15 protein-coding genes are annotated in these 18,348 nt (G+C 40.3%); 10 read left to right on the forward strand and 5 right to left on the reverse strand.

The window, feature by feature from the left end; translation table 11 throughout:
• Positions 1–494 precede the first annotated feature (494 nt).
• Both GZA11_RS06215 and GZA11_RS06220 read left to right on the forward strand, forming a co-directional pair.
• Positions 495–2,102: a ribonuclease J gene (locus GZA11_RS06215; RefSeq protein WP_407938540.1), complete on the forward strand. Its 1,608-nt coding sequence runs from the start codon at positions 495–497 to the stop codon at positions 2,100–2,102.
• 292 nt (positions 2,103–2,394) lie between these two features.
• Entirely contained in the window at positions 2,395–2,898 is a 504-nt protein-coding gene (locus GZA11_RS06220; protein ID WP_163183227.1) for a DinB family protein, read from the forward strand.
• Between the two features lie 77 nt (positions 2,899–2,975).
• On the opposite strand, the gene GZA11_RS06225 is transcribed toward GZA11_RS06220, so the two are convergent.
• Positions 2,976–4,025 carry an NAD(P)/FAD-dependent oxidoreductase gene (locus tag GZA11_RS06225; protein ID WP_163183228.1) on the reverse strand — a complete coding sequence of 350 codons (1,050 nt, stop codon included), beginning with the start codon at positions 4,023–4,025 and terminating at the stop codon, positions 2,976–2,978.
• A 174-nt stretch (positions 4,026–4,199) separates the two neighbouring features.
• On the opposite strand from GZA11_RS06225, the gene GZA11_RS06230 reads away from it, so the two are divergent.
• From GZA11_RS06230 to GZA11_RS06245, 4 genes are all read left to right on the forward strand, one after another.
• A complete protein-coding gene (locus GZA11_RS06230; RefSeq protein WP_038539040.1) occupies positions 4,200–5,045 on the forward strand; it encodes an ABC transporter ATP-binding protein in 846 nt (281 codons plus the stop codon).
• Positions 4,996–5,925, forward strand: coding sequence for an iron-hydroxamate ABC transporter substrate-binding protein (locus GZA11_RS06235; RefSeq protein WP_163183229.1), 930 nt, complete (start codon positions 4,996–4,998; stop codon positions 5,923–5,925). Before GZA11_RS06230 ends, GZA11_RS06235 begins: the two co-directional genes overlap by 50 nt.
• A gap of 68 nt (positions 5,926–5,993) precedes the next feature.
• Complete coding sequence (locus GZA11_RS06240) at positions 5,994–7,004, forward strand: FecCD family ABC transporter permease (protein ID WP_163183230.1); 1,011 nt, start codon at positions 5,994–5,996, stop codon at positions 7,002–7,004.
• Positions 7,001–8,008: a FecCD family ABC transporter permease gene (locus GZA11_RS06245; protein ID WP_163183231.1), complete on the forward strand. Its 1,008-nt coding sequence runs from the start codon at positions 7,001–7,003 to the stop codon at positions 8,006–8,008. The genes GZA11_RS06240 and GZA11_RS06245 overlap by 4 nt, the downstream gene beginning before the upstream one ends.
• A 179-nt stretch (positions 8,009–8,187) precedes the next feature.
• On the opposite strand, the gene GZA11_RS06250 is transcribed toward GZA11_RS06245, so the two are convergent.
• The 3 genes from GZA11_RS06250 to GZA11_RS06260 form a co-directional block, all read right to left on the reverse strand.
• Positions 8,188–8,982, reverse strand: a complete 795-nt coding sequence (locus tag GZA11_RS06250) for a carbon-nitrogen hydrolase family protein (RefSeq protein ID WP_038539032.1) — start codon at positions 8,980–8,982, stop codon at positions 8,188–8,190.
• Positions 8,983–9,086: 104 nt separating this feature from the next.
• A complete protein-coding gene (locus GZA11_RS06255) occupies positions 9,087–9,872 on the reverse strand; it encodes a YhfC family intramembrane metalloprotease (RefSeq protein ID WP_051968255.1) in 786 nt (261 codons plus the stop codon).
• 217 nt (positions 9,873–10,089) lie between these two features.
• Positions 10,090–11,154, reverse strand: a complete 1,065-nt coding sequence (locus tag GZA11_RS06260; protein ID WP_038539030.1) for an LLM class flavin-dependent oxidoreductase — start codon at positions 11,152–11,154, stop codon at positions 10,090–10,092.
• Positions 11,155–11,470: 316 nt separating this feature from the next.
• Here GZA11_RS06260 and GZA11_RS06265 point away from each other — a divergent pair, with 316 nt between their 5' ends.
• From GZA11_RS06265 to GZA11_RS06275, 3 genes are all read left to right on the forward strand, one after another.
• Positions 11,471–12,214, forward strand: a complete 744-nt coding sequence (locus tag GZA11_RS06265) for a peptidoglycan recognition protein family protein (RefSeq protein ID WP_231314015.1) — start codon at positions 11,471–11,473, stop codon at positions 12,212–12,214.
• Between the two features lie 298 nt (positions 12,215–12,512).
• Complete coding sequence (locus GZA11_RS06270) at positions 12,513–13,184, forward strand: hypothetical protein (protein ID WP_038539027.1); 672 nt, start codon at positions 12,513–12,515, stop codon at positions 13,182–13,184.
• 53 nt (positions 13,185–13,237) lie between these two features.
• On the forward strand, positions 13,238–14,752 hold the full coding sequence (locus GZA11_RS06275) for a glycine betaine uptake BCCT transporter (protein ID WP_038539025.1): 1,515 nt from the start codon (positions 13,238–13,240) through the stop codon (positions 14,750–14,752).
• A 988-nt stretch (positions 14,753–15,740) separates the two neighbouring features.
• On the opposite strand, the gene GZA11_RS06280 is transcribed toward GZA11_RS06275, so the two are convergent.
• Positions 15,741–17,471 carry an L-lactate permease gene (locus GZA11_RS06280; RefSeq protein ID WP_204317746.1) on the reverse strand — a complete coding sequence of 577 codons (1,731 nt, stop codon included), beginning with the start codon at positions 17,469–17,471 and terminating at the stop codon, positions 15,741–15,743.
• 178 nt (positions 17,472–17,649) lie between these two features.
• Here GZA11_RS06280 and GZA11_RS06285 point away from each other — a divergent pair, with 178 nt between their 5' ends.
• Positions 17,650–18,333 carry an SIMPL domain-containing protein gene (locus tag GZA11_RS06285; RefSeq protein WP_163183232.1) on the forward strand — a complete coding sequence of 228 codons (684 nt, stop codon included), beginning with the start codon at positions 17,650–17,652 and terminating at the stop codon, positions 18,331–18,333.
• Positions 18,334–18,348 lie beyond the last annotated feature (15 nt).

The raw sequence follows: 18,348 nt of genomic DNA on the forward strand, positions 1-18,348 counted from the left end.
TTACTCTGTATCACCTTCGGCAGAAAGGGCTTTGTTTTGTCATGCAAACTCACCCAGTGATACCTAGCCTCATATGAAGTTCGTGTTCCTCAGACCGGAAGTTTGCCGCTCGCTTCCTTCAGATTCCGCGTCACCACGGACACCCTTGCGTTAAGCTAACTGCTACTTCTGCCTTCGCAGCTCGGGACTTTCACCCTATAGATTACACCCATGCCGGGCGCACATGATAAGTCCAGTAGAGCCATTTTGTTCTACTGGACTTTTTTTCCATAAAACACATTTGTATACTACCAATAAACTAATTTACCAGATTGTATAAAAGAAATGATTCGACTATTTATAGTACTCCCTATTCTTTATTGTTAGAATTTTTAATTTTCAAAAAGGAAATACTAGGAACATCTTATCGAATACGGGAGGGTATCGACTTGACAACCAATCAAAATACCTTATCCATCTTTGCCCTTGGAGGCGTCAACGAAATCGGGAAAAATATGTATGTGGTGCAATATGGCGATGAGATCGTGGTCATCGACTGTGGCGGTATGTTCCCGGACGAAAGCTTGCTAGGAATTGATCTGATTATACCTGATGTGTCTTATTTAGAGGAAAACCGAGATAAAATCAAAGCTCTAATTGTAACCCATGGCCACGAGGATCATATTGGTGGAATTCCTTACTTTTTTAAAAAAATCAATGTACCGATTTATGCGACACGGTTTACCCTCGGGCTAATAGAATTAAAATTAGAGGAACATAGACTAAAAGGTGATACGAAACTCATTGCCATCGATGCGGATACACGACTAGAGTTTGGAGAAATTGGAGTGTCTTTTTTCAAAGTCAGCCATAGTATTCCTGATTGTTTAGGTATTGTTTTTCACACACCAGAAGGAAATGTGGTTCATACCGGAGACTTTAAATTCGACTTAACGCCTGCCAATAACCAAAATTCTGATATTCATAAAATGGCCGAAATCGGACAGAATGGTGTGCTCGTCTTAATATCGGAGAGCACCAATGCAGAACGAAAGGGATTCACCCCTTCAGAGCAAATGGTTGCAAACCATCTAATGGAGGCATTTTTAAAAGCGGACGGGAAAATCTTTGTTTCAACCTTTGCTTCTAATGTAAACCGGGTACAGCAAGTAGTCGAAGCCTGCATTAAGACAAACCGGAAGCTGGCGTTGTTGGGTAGGAGTATGGTGAATGTGTTAGAGGTAGCAATGGAACGCGGGTATTTGTCCGTACCGGAAGGATTGGTCATTGAAGCAAGTGAGATAGAAAAACATGCTTCAGAAAAGATCGCTGTTTTATGCACGGGCAGTCAAGGTGAGCCCAACGCCGCTCTTGCCCGCTTGGCCGCTGGAAACTACCGCGATGCCTCGATAAATCCGGGAGATACCGTGATCATGGCAGCCTCCCCAATACCTGGCAACGAAAAAGCGGTTTCACGGATTATTGACCAACTTTTTCAGCTTGGGGCTCGTGTCATCTATGGTTCCGGCAGCACGACCGGAATGCATGTTTCCGGTCATGGCTATCAGGAAGATTTGAAATGGATGCTTACCCTCATGAAACCAACATACTTTATACCCATTCACGGGGAGTATCGGATGTTACACCATCACCGGCAGCTTGCAGAGTCAGTTGGGGTAGAGAAAGGAAATACCTTTATTATCCGAAATGGTGATGTCGTGGATATTCAAGGTGGAATTGCCCGACAAACTCGGAATGTTCCGGCTGGAGATATCTATGTTGACGGGATAAGTGTTGGAGATGTCGGTGACGTGGTGCTCCGAGATCGAAAGCAGTTGTCTGAAGATGGCATGCTCGTTTTTGTTTTAACATTGAGTAAGCATGACGGAAGAATCATCCAAGGTCCCGACACCATTACTCGAGGATTTGTGTATGTGAAAAATTCCGAAAACCTACTACAAGAGATCAATGGTTTGGTGAAAAAGTCTGTTGAGGAATTGCTCGTGGAAAATATCCGCCAATGGAATATCATTAAACAAACCATCAAAAAAACCGTGGGACAATATTTGTTCCAACAAATAAAGAGAAAACCAATGATTTTGCCAATTATTATTGAGATTTAGTTATTCTTTCTATTTACGGGGCACCTGCCCCCTTTTTTATATCCACTTTGTATGGCAAGCAATGGATGGTGTAAAAGTAATTATCTAATGAAATAGGTTTTCCTTGTTGTAAAAGGCATGAATCAAAGCACGAATGAGCCAATGAAACATGATTTGTACTTGAAAGACACATAGAGCCTTTTAGGACTGTCAATGTTCAATGGGCAGCAATAACTCCATAAAAGCGATAAATTGAAACATACGAACAAATGTTTTATACTATATTCTCATAAATGTTTTGGGGGGATCGTGGATGTATATAACGATTGCAGACTTTATTCGAGAGTGGAATTGGGAGGCATCGTTAACTCAAAAGGTTTTAGAAGGCTTAACAGATGATTCTTTAAGTCAAAAAGTGTACCCAGAAGGTCGTACATTAGGAAGAATTGTTTGGCATTTTACAACCAATATTCCAGAGTATTTAGCTCATTTCGGGCTGAAAATGGATGAAATAGAATATGCAGAAAAGATCCCTACCTCTGCGAAAGAAATAGTAGAAACTTTTAAGCAGATCAGTTCTTCTGCAGCTAAAGCCATTGAAGAACAATGGACGGATGAAACCTTAAAGGAAGTGCAAATCGCGTTTGGAAGAAAAGAAACAAATGCTCAAATATTGATGGGGCTCATTAAGCACATTATTCATCATCGTGGACAAGCTACCGTACTCATGCGTCAAGCTGGAATTAAGCCTTTTGGGGTTTATGGACCCCCAAAAGAAGATTGGATTCACTTAGGAGTAGAAAATCCACCACTTTAAGTTCGTTAGTTAATCAAAAAGGGAAACCCCATAAACTTTTGGTTTCCCTTTTTGATTATTTTCAACCTTACATTTATTCAATTCATCATTTGTTTAACAAGCTCTTTATTTTGTTCTTTAAACTTCTCATTATGAGAAGAAACCATCGCATATTTTTCCGCATCAGGTTGAATAAATTGCTTTGCCCTGTTAACGGCATTGGCAGCATCCTGAAAGGCACCAGCAATTAAATAAACTTTCCCATCATGCTTTAAGATATCCCCCGCTGCGTAAATTCCTGGGACAGAAGTTTCGCTGTTTGCATTTCCCTCAATGTAAAAATCATCTGCCATGGAGATCTCTACTTCACTATTATTTAGTAAGGAAGCATCTCGCTCATACCCATGATTGATGATCACCTCGTCAACCGGCAAATACAAAGTTTCCTCTGTTTGCTGGTTAGTCAATTCCACCTGTTCGATCACTTCATGATTAGAACTAGCCATTAATTTAGTAATTGAGGTATTAAAATAACAAATAACCGAACTATTTAAAAGCTGAGAAACTTGGGCTTCATGCCCGTTCAGAGCTTCCTTCCGATAGACTACATATACTTGCTTTGCAATTGGTTCTAGCTCATTTGCCCAATCAATAGCTGAATTACCGCCACCAGAAATAATCACTGTTTTATCTTTAAAACGCTTTAATGATTTCACTGTGTAATTCAAATTGGTGACCTCAAACCGTTCTGCTCCTTCTATATCGAGCTTATGCGGCTTCAAGATTCCGCTCCCAACTGCGACAATAACGGTTTTTGAATAATGCTTTTGGCCTGAGGATCCCGTTAAAACAAAAATTCCCTCTTTATTTTTCGAAATCGACTCTACTTTTTCATTTAATACCACTGTGGGATTAAAGGTTAATCCTTGTTGTACTAGCTGATCAATCAGCTTTGCAGCTGGTATAGGTGTTAGCCCTCCAACATCCCAAATCATTTTTTCCGGATAAACATGCAACTTTCCGCCTAAATAAGGCTGGTATTCGATAATCTTGGTCTTCATTTCTCTTAGACCGCTGTAAAACGCAGAATATAATCCAGCTGGTCCCCCTCCAATTATCGTCACATCAAAAAGTTCAAGTTTATCCATACTGTTCACTCCCACAATCAGGCGTAATTGATTATCATTCTCATTAAAATCATATACTATTCTCATTGTCTTGGCAATATAAATTTTATATTGACAAAAAAGTCAATAGGGCGGTATATTTAATTACGAATATGACACTGATAATCATTATCAATCAGAAGCGGAGGTCAGGTAATGACTCGCCTTTATACAGAAAGTTTGAATATTGGCTATGGTGAACGCCATATTGTAAAAAATCTCAGTGTGAAAATTCCAGACAAAAAAATTACGACCATTATCGGTCCGAACGGTTGTGGGAAATCCACCCTATTAAAAGCAATTACCCGGATTATTTCACAACAGTCTGGATCCGTTGTCCTAGATGGGAAAGATATTTCAAAAGTAAACACAAAACTACTCGCCAAAAAAATGGCGATCCTACCCCAGACACCTGAAAGTGCAAGCGGACTAACCGTCGGTGAACTTGTATCTTACGGCCGCTTTCCATATCAATCAGGCTTCGGCCGATTAACGAAAAAAGATTATGAGGTCATTGAATGGGCTCTTGATGTCACAGGAACCGCTGATTTTAAGTTTCATCCCGTTGACGCCCTTTCCGGCGGCCAGCGACAAAGAGTTTGGATTGCCATGGCACTCGCGCAAGAAACCGATATCATTTTCCTTGATGAGCCAACCACCTATTTGGATATGGCCCACCAGCTTGAGGTTTTAGAATTATTGCAAAAACTGAACAAAGAACAAGAGCGTACCATCATTATGGTCTTACATGATTTAAACCAAGCAGCACGATTTGCCGACTATATTATTGCCTTAAAAGATGGCGAGGTTGTCAAAGCAGGTACCTGTGAAGAAGTCATTACCCGCGATGTGCTTAGAAAAGTTTTTCAAATCGATGCGGAAATCGGAAGAGATCCGCGAACCAACAAACCAATGTGCATTACTTACAATCTTATAAAAGGAGACTACAAACATGAAAAAACTGCTGTTCCCGTTTATTCTGCTGTTAGTGTTAATTATTAGCGCTTGCAGCAACAACAACAATTCTAGCAAGGAAGAAAGCAGCTCTGTCAAAGAGGATAAACCAAAAACAATTACCTATCAATCTGAGAATGGTCCTGTTGAAGTCCCAGCCAACCCGAAACGAGTGGTTTTGCTTTCCGGATATACAGGTAATGTCCTACAATTAGGCGTCAATGTCGTTGGTGTCGATGTTTGGTCTAAAAATAACCCTACTTTTAAAGATGAATTAAAAGATGTTGCTGAAGTTTCTGATGAAAATATTGAAAAAATTATCGAATTAGAGCCAGATTTAATTATTGGATTATCCAATATTAAAAACATTGATAAATTGAAACAGATTGCCCCTACCGTTACATATACATGGGGAAAATTGGATTATTTAACCCAACATATTGAAATTGGTAAACTATTAAACAAAGAAAAAGAAGCCCGTGCTTGGGTAGAAGACTTCAAAAAACGGGCTGAAGCTGCTGGAGAAGAAATCCGCACAAAAATCGGGGAAGATGCAACGGTCACTGTCATCGAAAGCTATGGCAAGGATCTTTATGTCTTCGGTGACAACTGGGCACGCGGTACCGAAATTCTCTATCAATCTATGAAGTTGAAAATGCCGGAAAAAGTAAAAGAAATGGCTTTAAAAGATGGATATTATGCGCTTTCTGCTGAAGTGTTACCTGAATATGTCGGTGATTATCTGATCTTAAGCAAATACCAAGATGCAGATGTCTCATTCCAAGAAACAGAAACTTACAAAAACATTCCTGCTGTTAAAAATGGACATGTATTTGAAATGAGAGGCGAAGGTGCTTCCTTCAGCGACCCAATCACTTTAGAAAATCAATTAGAATTTATTAAAAAATCATTTCTTGGAAACAATTAACCGGTGGAGGAATTCTTGATATAAGAATTCCTCTTCCCTATTTTTACGAAAGAGAAGATGTGAGACTGATGAAGAAAGAGAATCAACGTTCCATCCCCTTTATCTTTATACTGGTAGCAGGAATTCTTGCTTTTATTGCCATGTTTATCATTGCTATGGTCGTAGGGGCAGCGGAAACATCCATTAAAGATGTTTGGCTGGCACTTACATCTACTGAGAAAAATAAAACGATTTTAATGCTTCGGGAAATCCGCTTTCCAAGGGAAGTTGCCGCTATTTTAGTTGGGGCTGCACTCGCTGTTGCCGGAGCCATTATGCAAGGTTTGACGAGAAATCCACTTGCTGATCCTGGTCTCTTGGGGCTAACAGCTGGCGCCAATGCAGCTCTAGCCATTACCATTGCTTTCATCCCTTCCGCCAACTATTTTACGATTACCATTGTCTGTTTTATCGGAGCAGCTGCCGGAACACTAATGGTATTCGGGATCGGTGCTATGAAAAAAGGCGGCTTTTCCCCGCTCCGCATTGTTCTTGCCGGTGCCGCGGTATCATTATTCCTACGTGCAGTGGCTGAAGGAATTGGTATTTATTTTAAAATTTCTAAAGACGTAACCATGTGGACTTCTGGAGGAATGGTCGGTACGTCTTGGGGCCAGCTCCAAGTCATTATTCCTTTTATTGTAATTGGTATTACTGTTTCACTCCTTTTTTCCAGACAGTTAACCATTCTTAGTTTGAGTGAAGAAGTGGCCGTCGGACTTGGGCAAAATATCACCCGAATAAAAACCATTCTATTTATCGTGATCATTTTGCTAGCCGGTGCTTCTGTTGCTCTTGTCGGAAATATGGCTTTTCTCGGATTAATGGTCCCGCATATCGTTCGAGCCATCGTTGGAACGGATTACCGCTATATTATACCGATGACCGCGATTACTGGTGCGATCTTTATGCTATTGGCTGACACACTAGGCCGAACCATTAATGCTCCTTATGAAACACCTGTTGCGGCCATTATCGCTATGGTTGGACTTCCCTTTTTCCTGATCATTGTGCGTAAAGGGGGAAAAGCATTCTCATGATTCAACCAGCATTAATTAGAAAACAAAGAATCATTCTTTTCATTCTATTCATTTTAATTGCCCTTACTGGCATCATTGGACTCGGCATGGGGTCCGCTGCTCTTTCCTATGATCGGCTGCTACCAACCTTACTCGGACAAGGAACATTTAAAGAAGAGTTCGTCTTATTCTCCATCCGGCTTCCAAGGATGATCATTACCTTGTTAGCGGGCATGGCCCTTGCCCTTTCTGGTACGATCTTACAGGGGATAACCCGCAATGATTTAGCCGAACCTGGAATTATTGGTATCAATTCAGGAGCAGGGGTGGCAATTACCGTATTCTTTTTGTACTTTCCTATTGAGGTAGGTTCATTTGTTTACATATTGCCGCTCGTTGCCTTCATTGGTGCATTAGTTACAGCATTATTAATCTATCTTTTCTCATACAAACGAAAATCAGGTCTTCAGCCAGTTAACCTAGTATTAACAGGTATTGGGTTTTCATTCGCCTTTTCCGGTGCAATGATCGTTCTAATTTCATCTGCTGAACGGCAAAAGGTTGATTTTATTGCCAAATGGCTGGCCGGAAACATTTGGGGTACCGATTGGCCGTTTATTTGGGCGATTCTCCCTTGGCTGGTGGTATTAATCCCGTTTACACTTTTTAAGGCCAATCGCTTGAATCTACTTAGTCTGAGCGAACCTGTAGCCATTGGTGTTGGCGTCTCGCTTGAAAAAGAACGGCTAACTTTAATGCTGACAGCGATTGCCCTTGCCGCCTCAGCCGTTTCCGTTACAGGAGAAATCGCTTTTATCGGCCTATTAGCCCCACATATTGCCAAAGCCTTGGTTGGACCAAGACACCAATTGTCCATTCCAATTGCATTACTCCTTGGCGGGTTTTTATTATTACTTGCTGATACGATAGGAAGAAATGCCGTCGATCCTGAAGGCATTCCAGCAGGCATCATGGTCGCTCTCATTGGTGCACCATATTTTATCTATTTATTAATGAAAAAATAGACAAACGGGGCTGTCTAAAAAGTCCATTTAAGAGAAAAATGAACCTAAATTAAAAACCCAAGAATGTTGATTTAACAGCATTCTTGGGTTTTGCTTTTATAAAGATTTCGGCTGAAATACCACTTTCCGGACAGCCCCGCTTTTTAGTAAAAAACTAGAATGGTAGGTATTCCATGATCTTAACAATAAAATTCTGGCTTCCGATCGCGAACACTCGGTAGCTTTGCTCTTACTTGTTGAATCCGTTCTAAATCAATGTCTGTCACAATCAATGTTTCTTCTTCACCGCCACTTGCCATGACAACCCCCATCGGGTCGACCACGACACTACGACCAGTAAATTCAGTACCAACTAAGTTGGCCCCGCAGACGAACATCGTATTTTCGATGGCTCTCGCACGAATCAATGTTTGCCAATGATCTTCTTTCATCGGTCCCGCCATCCATCCTGCTGGAACTAGCAAAACATCTGCTTCTTGAAGCGCAAATTGTCTAGCAATCTCCGGAAATCTTAGTTCATAACATACCATTAAGCCGATCTTTCCAAACTCTGTTTCAACAACCTTATACCGATTTTCCCCAGGGATAATCGTATCAGATTCTTTATAATTAAATGCATCATATAAATGAGTCTTCCGATAAGAATGAACAAGCTCCCCAGCTCGGTTAATGAATACCGTAGTATTATAGGCACGACTGTTTTCATCTTCTTTTGTTTCATACATTCCGCATACCACGTAAATATCGTTTTCACGGGCAGCCTCTTTAAGCGCTGTAACAAATGGACCATCCAACGGTTCAGCCACTTCCGCTGGCAGGACGCCAGACTTTGGAGTCGCTAGCGCCATATAAAATTCAGGTAAAATTACAATATCTACTCCCTTTTTCTTTGCCTTCTCAATATATTGCAGGGCCTTTTTTAAATTAGAAGCTTTATCGACACCATTGGATAATTGACAAATGGCTACTCTCACGTCAGCTCCTCCTAACACATTTAATATTACCTTTATTTTAATAGAAGGACTTTCATTTTGCCGACCTTTTTACAAATTAAATGAATATTTTTCCTGAAAGCTTTCTACGATTTTGTTGGAATATCTGGCAGGAAGGTTCTCGCCTTTTTAATAAAGAAAAAGGATAAGATCCCAATCATCGCAACATAAACTTCAATGATCCAAAGTTGTTTTATGTGGCCGGTTTGAAAAAATACGACCGGGAAATCAATTGCTGCATGAATGAGAATCGCTAACACTACCAAAGAAAATCTCTTCTTTACTACACCAATTAATACTAGTAAACTTAATGCTATTTGGATGAAAACAGCAAAGAATCGTTCCAAGCTGCCCAGTAAATAAAAAGATGCCCCTTTACTTACAAGCTCGTCCTTGACGGCTGCCAGCTGGTCAGCAGGAAATTGCGCTCCCACTGCCGCCTCCAATACGCCTGCATTTAACAAAAGTGACAATATAATCCTTTGCCCGGCTATGATCAGTGAAAGGAGAATGGCTTCGATGCCACCCCAGCCGATGCCAAAGGAAATACCGCTTTTATAGTCATGGTATTTTTTCAAAAGCCAGACAAACAACAGGAACCTGCCTAGCTCTTCAAATACACCAGCGGCTAAAGCACCATACGTCCCAAATGCCCATGGATGTTCGGCATAATTCGGGAATTTAGTGATAACGGCCACATGCAACACCTTTTCTAATATTTGCGTAAAAACAACAAACCCCACTGCCCCAACAATCATCGGTTTAATCGCAATCCCCGTTCTTTTTCTATAAAACCATATCAGTCCGATAAATAAAACCATTGAAAAAACAATCATAGCCACCATCGAAGCCAGTGTAGCCGAGCTTACCATTGGAATTTCCCCCTTTTCCCTCTCTATTAATATTATCATTATCAATAATGATAATATTATAATTGTTAATTACTGTCAATCCTTTTTGACCTCAACATAACCATTTTTCTTTCCACTTATAAGAAAACCGGTTACACAGACACACTCCATATCCGTGATAACCGGTACCTACCTCCTCAGCATTGATGGAAAGATCACATAATGCTGATAAACAAAACTATTTTTTGGACTTACTAGTTTCACGCCGTACCACAGGCGCAACCTCCACCGCTAGTCGCTCGATATTCTCAGCGACTTTTTTAAATGGCATTCCCCCGATATCCAGTTGAGCGAGAAACCTTTGATGACCAAAGAGTTCATATTGGTGAAGAATTTTTTCAATAATCTGCTGGGAGCTACCTACAAAAAGAGCCGTATCCGGACCAGCAAGCTGCTCAAACTCTGACCTGGACATTTGTCCTACAGAGTGTTCCCGATTAAAGAATTGCCGATAATTCGCATAATAAGGATAATACTCGTCTTTCGCCTGCTTATTTGTACTAGAAATATAGGCATGGCCAGTTACTGCCATTTTTAAATTACTTGTTGGATGCCCGGCTTCTGCTGCGGATTGTCGGTATCGCTCTACAAGTGCTGTAAATCTTTCTGGCGCACCACCAAGAATGGCCATCGTTAAACCAACCCCATATTTGCCGGCACGTTCAGCACTTTCCGGAGAACCACCGACTCCAACCCAAAAAGGAATCTCTTTTTGAGCAGGCCTTGGAGCAATTTCTGCATCCTTTAATGGAGAACGATAGCGACCGCTCCAAGTCACTCTTTTATGGGCATTCAATTTTAAAAACAAATCAATATTTTCATCAAATAATCCATCATAATCATCCAAATGATAACCGAACAAGGAAAAAGACTCGACAAAAGCTCCGCGACCGGCGATGACTTCAGCACGTCCATCGGACAATAAATCTAACGTTGCAAAATCCTCAAAAAGACGGACAGGATCAACGGTGCCCAGTACGGTCGTCGTACTTACCAATTTCACTCGCTTCGTTACTTGCGAGGCAGCTGCCAAGATGACGGGAGGAGTCGATGCGACATAGTCCAACCGATGATGTTCACCAACACCAAATACATCCAAACCTGCTTCATCCGCTAATTTTGCTGCTTCCACTATTTCCTTCAACCGCTGTCCCGCAGGAATGGTCTTTCCGGTATAAGGATTCGGGACCAAGTCCCCTAACGTATAGATACCAATTTCCATGCCGGATTGTTCATTATTCATCACTGTTTCCTCCCAAAATTAATGACCCGTTTCTTTAGTACACACATTTATCTCATATTAAAAATATATCAATTAAAGATAAATGTAAAATATGAAAAGGAGGGCTAAAAGACCATCATTGCAAACGAAATAGTTTGCACTTATTGTTGCTAAAGGAATGAAATTTATTAAATAAATAACAACATTTGCCCTCCCTATCAGACTGATTTATCGACAATTTTTTCAAGAAACCATTGAAGTGAACTACTCGGAATATTTCAATGACACTTCTGCAAACTAGTAGTAGAAATCAATGATCTGGAAAGGATAAATCAAATTGAAGAAATGGATAGCAATGATATCTGTTATGTTCTTAAGCCTATCTCTCCTTGTTTGTCCCATTTCCGCTAATAGAAATGACAGACCTGTAACAACAAAAAAATATGGTGTCACTTCAGGGCAGCATATACTTATGACCCGGGAGGAATTTAGAAACTGGCTGTTCGATCAAACATTTAAGAGAAAAATCAATATCATACAGCAGCACCATACATGGGCTCCCTCTTATAAACACTTTAATGGTTCCAATCATTTTCAGTTGTTGGAGAGTATGAGAAATTACCATATGACAAAAATGGGATGGAGTAATATCGCCCAAAACATCACCACCTTCCCAGATGGAAAAATTGCTGTCTCACGACCATTTGATGTGGCTCCTGAAGGAACGATCGGTCCTAAAGCAAACGCAACAGGATTAACCATTGAAAACCTTGGAAACTTTGATGCTGGCCACGATGTCATGACAGCGGAACAAAGAGAAACCATTGTTTATCTCACTGCCTTGCTTTGTATCAAATTTGGGCTGACTCCCTCTATTGATACAATCACCTATCATCACTGGTGGGATTTGAGAACAGGTGAACGTGTGCTTGATAATGCTCCAGACTATAATGTGAAATCCTGCCCCGGGACAGCCTTCTTTGGTGGCAATTCCACCACCGCAGCAAAGACCCATTTCTATCCAATTGTAGCCAAAAAAATAGATGAAATATTAGCATCAATGAGAACTTCAGACAACTAAATTCACTGCGGAGAAATGGAATTAAATTACTATTCCATTTTCCGCTCCCCTCTATTATTTCCTCGACCATTTTTGACCTATCTCGCTATTTATGACATAGTAGTGTATGAATTCCCTTTAAACGTCCGCATACACTAGACAACTCGTGGATTCTGCAGCGGTTGCATAACTTTTTATCAAACACCTCGGTGTACTTCCATTCTTCCTTCATGTTTTTTTTTCAAAAAAGGCATTCTAATGAATAATCGGCTTTCTAGGATTCCATCCTATTTGCCAGTGCGAGAAAGGAGATGTATTTGTGAAACTATATCAAGTAAGAAAAGGGCAATTTGTTTATTACAACAATGAGTTACATAGAGTCTATGGAGTCAAACCAATGTTTAAACAATCCGTTCATCTTATCAGGCTGAGGGATTTAACCCAGCATTTAACGACAGCAGCAAGTGTAGAGAAATATAAACCAAAAGAACGGGACAGTTTTATTTTTAATCATAGGGTATACACGCTCAGAAACGATCGGCAGGCCGAACCAGGTGATTTTATATTAATTCACAACCCCATGCCTGATTCCCTGGATACGTATTCATTAAATGAAATTGAAGTGGTGGAAACAGCAGATAAAAAAGGGGTCATTACGAGTAATTCCCAAGGTATTAAGCATAATGAGTATTTGCTCATGGTTCCAGGCCGGGCCAGTGATAGCAACCCTATTGAATATAAAGATATTGAAAGAGCTGCCGCAGAAAACCTGCAGGATACAGATCTGGAACAAATACCTCATCCAATTAGCGGACTACTGCCATCGATTGGCGACATTTATTTAAAGAAGGATCGGGATGAATTATTTGAAGCAATGGTGGTGGCCATCAAGGGACAAACAGTCTACCTAGGAGGCGGTTTAGAGGTATCTCAAGAAGAATTGATGGACCCCGATAAATGGGAATTTCTATACAATCTACTTGATAAATGATCTTTCACCATATTCACAAGATCATTAGTCTTCCACTATACGAGGAGGTTTTTATGGATAGAAAAAACACGGTCTTTATCACATCAATCATACTTACCCTCATTTTTATCATTTGGGGAGTCTTTTTTACAGATAATCTTGCAAAAGTCACGGATACCATCTATCAAGGTTCCATTGACTACCTCGGATGGGTATATGTAGGAGCTACCTTTTTCTTTGTCATTTTCTCGGTTTATTTACTTTTTTCGAAATACGGTGATATTCGTCTTGGCAAAAAAACGGACCGGCCTGATTTCAACACGGGATCTTGGCTGGCAATGTTGTTCGGTGCTGGTATGGGAATCGGGATTGTATACTGGAGTGTTGCCGAGCCAGTCACCCATTACACCAAGCCTCCTTATGGAGAAGGTTATACGATTGAGGCTGCCAACACAGCGATGAAATATACCTTTTTTCATTGGGGACTACATCCATGGGCCATTTACACTGTAATCGGATTAGCCCTAGCCTTTTTTCAATATAATAAAAAGCTTCCAGCATCTATCAGTTCGGCCTTCTACCCCGTATTAGGCGATAGAATCTACGGACCGATAGGAAAAACCATTGATATTCTATCCATCTTCGCCACAGTATTCGGTATTGCTACCTCTTTAGGACTTGGTGCCATGCAAGTAACGGCCGGCATGCATGACTTATTTGGGGTTCCTAATGAGTTATGGATCCAACTAATCGTTATAATCGTCGCTACTGTTCTTTTCATGATCTCTGTTAACACAGGTTTAGAAAAAGGAATCCAATACTTATCGAATGCCGCCATGATTTTTTCTTTCGCCATCATGCTTCTGATTTTAATTGTTGGACCAACCTTAACGACGATTAAGGTTTTCTTTAATACAACAGGACTCTATATTAATGACTTTATACATATGAGTCTACGTCTGAAACCTTTCGGCGAAGGAGAATGGATTGCATCATGGACATTATTTTACTGGGCATGGTGGATCGCCTGGGCTCCATTTGTCGGTATGTTTATTGCACGGGTTTCTAAAGGACGAACCATAAGGGAATTTGTCATTGGGGTGCTAATTGCTCCTACACTAGGAACCTGCCTTTGGATGTCCATATTTGGTGGATCGGCGCTAAAAATGGTTCAAGACGCAGGAAACTCAGGCTTGGCAGAATTTATTACGAAAAATATATCCTTGTCCATCTTTACATTCTTTGATCATCTTCCATTAAGTTCCGTATTAAGTATTTTTGGATTTGCGGTCATAGCTATCTATTATATTACTGTTGCTGATACCGCCACGTTTGTACTAGGCATGCTTAGTGAAGGTGGAACATTAAATCCCTCTAATAAAATCAAAATGACATGGGGGGTTATCCAATCCGCTGTAGCAGCTGTATTGCTTTTAGCCGGCGGTTTGAACGTATTGCAAACTGCTTCCATCGCAGCCGCTCTTCCCTTTGCCATTATTATGGTGATCATGTGCTACTCCCTATTGAAAGGATTAAAAAGTGAAGCCGAAGCACAACGTAGCAGTAAAAGAACTCGGCAGCATGCATAAAAGGTAAGGAATCAAACCAATCGTTTTAATAAAAGAGGGAAGTATTTCTAGTAGTTCAGTTATTGTGGAGAAAACCTAAAATAATAACAGGCAAAATAACATTAGAATTCACAAGATCATTCACACAGTAAATAACACACTAAAGCTCAGAGTAGTTAAATCAATTGTAAACTCTGAGCTTCTCTTTTGAACGGGGCTTACTGCATTAAAGACCAAGATTATTGAATAATGACTCAAGATAGTTTCCACGCTGGAATTAAAGAATGGAAATGAAAGAAATAACTCATAGGTATATGAATAACTGTGTATATTGCAAGAGTAATTATATATGTCAGTAACCATTGAGAAACAGTTACATTAAGGAATAAGTAAAGTAAGAACATCCCTACTGGAAATGGAACTAATACTATTAACCACATTGGACTTCCCAAGGTTTCAGTCAAAGCCCCTAGTGAAACAACAGAGAATCCAATGATTAATGCTTGCCAAAAAAGCAATCCATTTCTAAGAACTGAGCTGGCGATGTAATAAGAAAAACCAGTATTGCTAGAATAAAATCAAAAAAATATTTCACTCTATCCCTCCTCCCCCTTTCATTCTGATACAAACCTACCAATAAAATTTGACATCACCCTTTTCATTTAGGTTTGTAATTACTCCATTTAACTGCCCGTTAATGGAACAAGAACAATTTTGCTTTTCTTTATAGATTAACATAAATTTCCTATTCCTTTTGTTTATTTTTAACACCTCAAATGACAACCTTAATCGCACCTAAAATACGAAGTGACAATATTTGTTGTCACTCTGTTAATTAGTATGATATATCACTTGTTAATTCAATAACGAAAGCGGAGGAGAACCTTTTACATACCAATAAAAATTCGAGTATGAAACCTTTGCGATTTCATACTCGATTTGTACTGCTAATTTTATTGTTTCTCTACGTTATCTGAACTACTTAGAGTAATTCCCCTCTCTTTTGTGCTTACAAGGTATAAGTTGGGATCATCCAAGGGAACATATAGGCTTGCAGCATGACTAAGACTCCCATTAAAACAGCTAAAGCAATACTGTGGAAAATGACAGCTCGGAATATAGGTCCTACTGCATTAGCCCCTTCATTTCGATCCTCGTAACAGGCAGCGGTCGCTACAACTATGCTTTGAGCATCAATCATTTTACCCATAACCCCACCCGTTGAATTGGATGCAGCAATCAGGACGGGATCAAGCCCCAATTGATCAGCGGTAATTCGCTGCATATTTCCAAATAGGGCATTCGAAGAGGTATCACTGCCTGTCAAAAAGACTCCAAGCCAACCTAACATAGCGGCGAAGAATGGATAAAGATCGCCCGTTTTCGTGAATGCAAGACCTAGTATTGCATCTAATCCGGAATAGCGGGTCGTATACCCTAAGCCTAATACCAATGCAATGGTAATTAAAGGAGTTTTCATTCTTTGTGCCGTACGTACAACCGACAATTTCCACTGTTCTTTACTTAACCGGAGGAACAAACCGCTTAATATGGCAGCAAAAAATACACCTGTTCCTGCTGCAGATAACCAGTTCAAAGCATATACCGCAGCTTCGGGAGCCGATTCTTTTGCAAGCGGAGGACCACGGAAAACTAACCGGTCTAAATAAGGGACAGGAATATTATATATAGACTTAAGACCAAAGAAGTTTAATGAATTTAAGAAGGTTTTCCATTGAGGCAATCCCCACAAAAATACGAATAAAGTAAGAAATGCCCAAGGCGTCCAAGCCTTAACCACTTGGCCACGGCTATATTGGGATTCCTGTACTTCCAGTGTTTTCATCTCTTCTTCCTCACCAGGAAGATAAAACTTATTCTTTGGCTGCCAAACTTTAAGAAGTAAAATTAATGCAAGCATGGAGACAATACCGGCCACAATATCTACAAGCATCGGACCAATATAGTTAGAAACAGCAAATTGGGTAAGGGCAAAGCTAGCACCTGTTACAACAATAGCCGGCCAAACTTCTATGACTTGCTTCCATTTTCCTTTATGCATGAAAACCATGGTCGCAATCAACCAAAATGGAACGATAATGGAGAAGAATGGAAGCTGACGGCCTGCCATTGCAGATAAAGCAGATTCAGGCAGTCCCGTTACATTGGCTAAGGTAATAATTGGTGTTCCCACCGCACCAAAAGCAACAGGTGCCGTATTAGCAATCAAACACAAAACAGCCGCCACCAATGGCCGAAAGCCCATACCAACCATCAGTGCCCCAGCAATCGCAACCGGAGTTCCAAAACCAGCTGCCCCTTCAATAAATGCCCCGAAAGAAAATGCAATAAGAAGCGTTTGAATACGCCTATCAGATGATAAGGAAACAACCGATGATTTGACAATATCAAATTGACCGGTCACTAATGTAATCGTATACAAAAACATCGCTGCAACAATAATCCATCCGATCGGCATGATACCAAATAAAGATCCATAACCAAATGCAGCCAATGTCGAGGACACAGGCATGTCGACAAGCCATATCGCCATCAAAATGGTGACGATCGCTGCTATAAAAGCAGCTTTTGGTGCAGCAATCCCATGGTGCCTTCTTCCTAGTTTATCTTTATGTGGGTGGACTGCAAGAAAATACAACAATGTCAAAATGGGCACAGCTGCTAATAGTGTAGAAAGAAACGTATTTCCCATCGGGTCATACATTTGATGAAACTCCAAACAATCCCCTCCCTTATACGTTTTAATAAAATATATGGGTTGTCATTTCTGTTTAGTACAGATAGTCTTCCTTTACCACACCGTAATTTGATCTTGTTTTTTTAGGCAGAAGGAATCATAAAATAACTCTGTCATACAATAAGTCGAGAGGTATTCGTATGGGAGGAGGAGTATTTCTATGTATTATCCACAACCATGGGGACGGACACATACAGAATGGACTTCCAATGTGCGACATTACTTTAATATTTTAAAAGTAACGGGGGAAGGATCTGTATATGTATCACCCGACATGTCCACTATTACCTTAGGGGTCATTTCAGAAGGGATAAATTTATCCGATGCCCAGCAAGAAAATAATGAAAAGACAGCAAAAGTCATCCAGGCCTTAATAAACATTGGGATTCCTAACGAAGATATTAAAACAGCAGATTACCGAATCGAGATGGTCTATGATTATATAGACGGGAAACAAACTCTACGTGGGTATAGAGTCGTCCATATATTAGAGGTTATCAATCATACAGTCGATCGCACAGGACTGATCGTCGATACTGCAGTTAATAATGGGGCAAATACCGTTTCTAACATTGAATTCAACCTAAAAAATCCACAAGTCTACTACAATCAAGCATTAGCACTTGCCTTAAAGGATGCTCAATTGAAAGCGACAGAATTAACAATAGAGATGGGAGTAAAATTAAATAGGATTCCAATTTGGATTCAGGAAATCAACCAAACTCCACCAATCGTTCCTTTTCAAACCTCTCTGTACGCCAAAAGCGAAGCCGTTCCCCCCATCCAGCCTGGTAAAAGAAAAATTACCGCGACCATCCAGGCCAAATTCTCCTATTACCAATAGTTTGAAGCACTCACC

This window comes from Neobacillus sedimentimangrovi (assembly GCF_010614825.1).
Classification (GTDB): Bacteria; Bacillota; Bacilli; order Bacillales; family Cytobacillaceae; genus Neobacillus; species Neobacillus thermocopriae.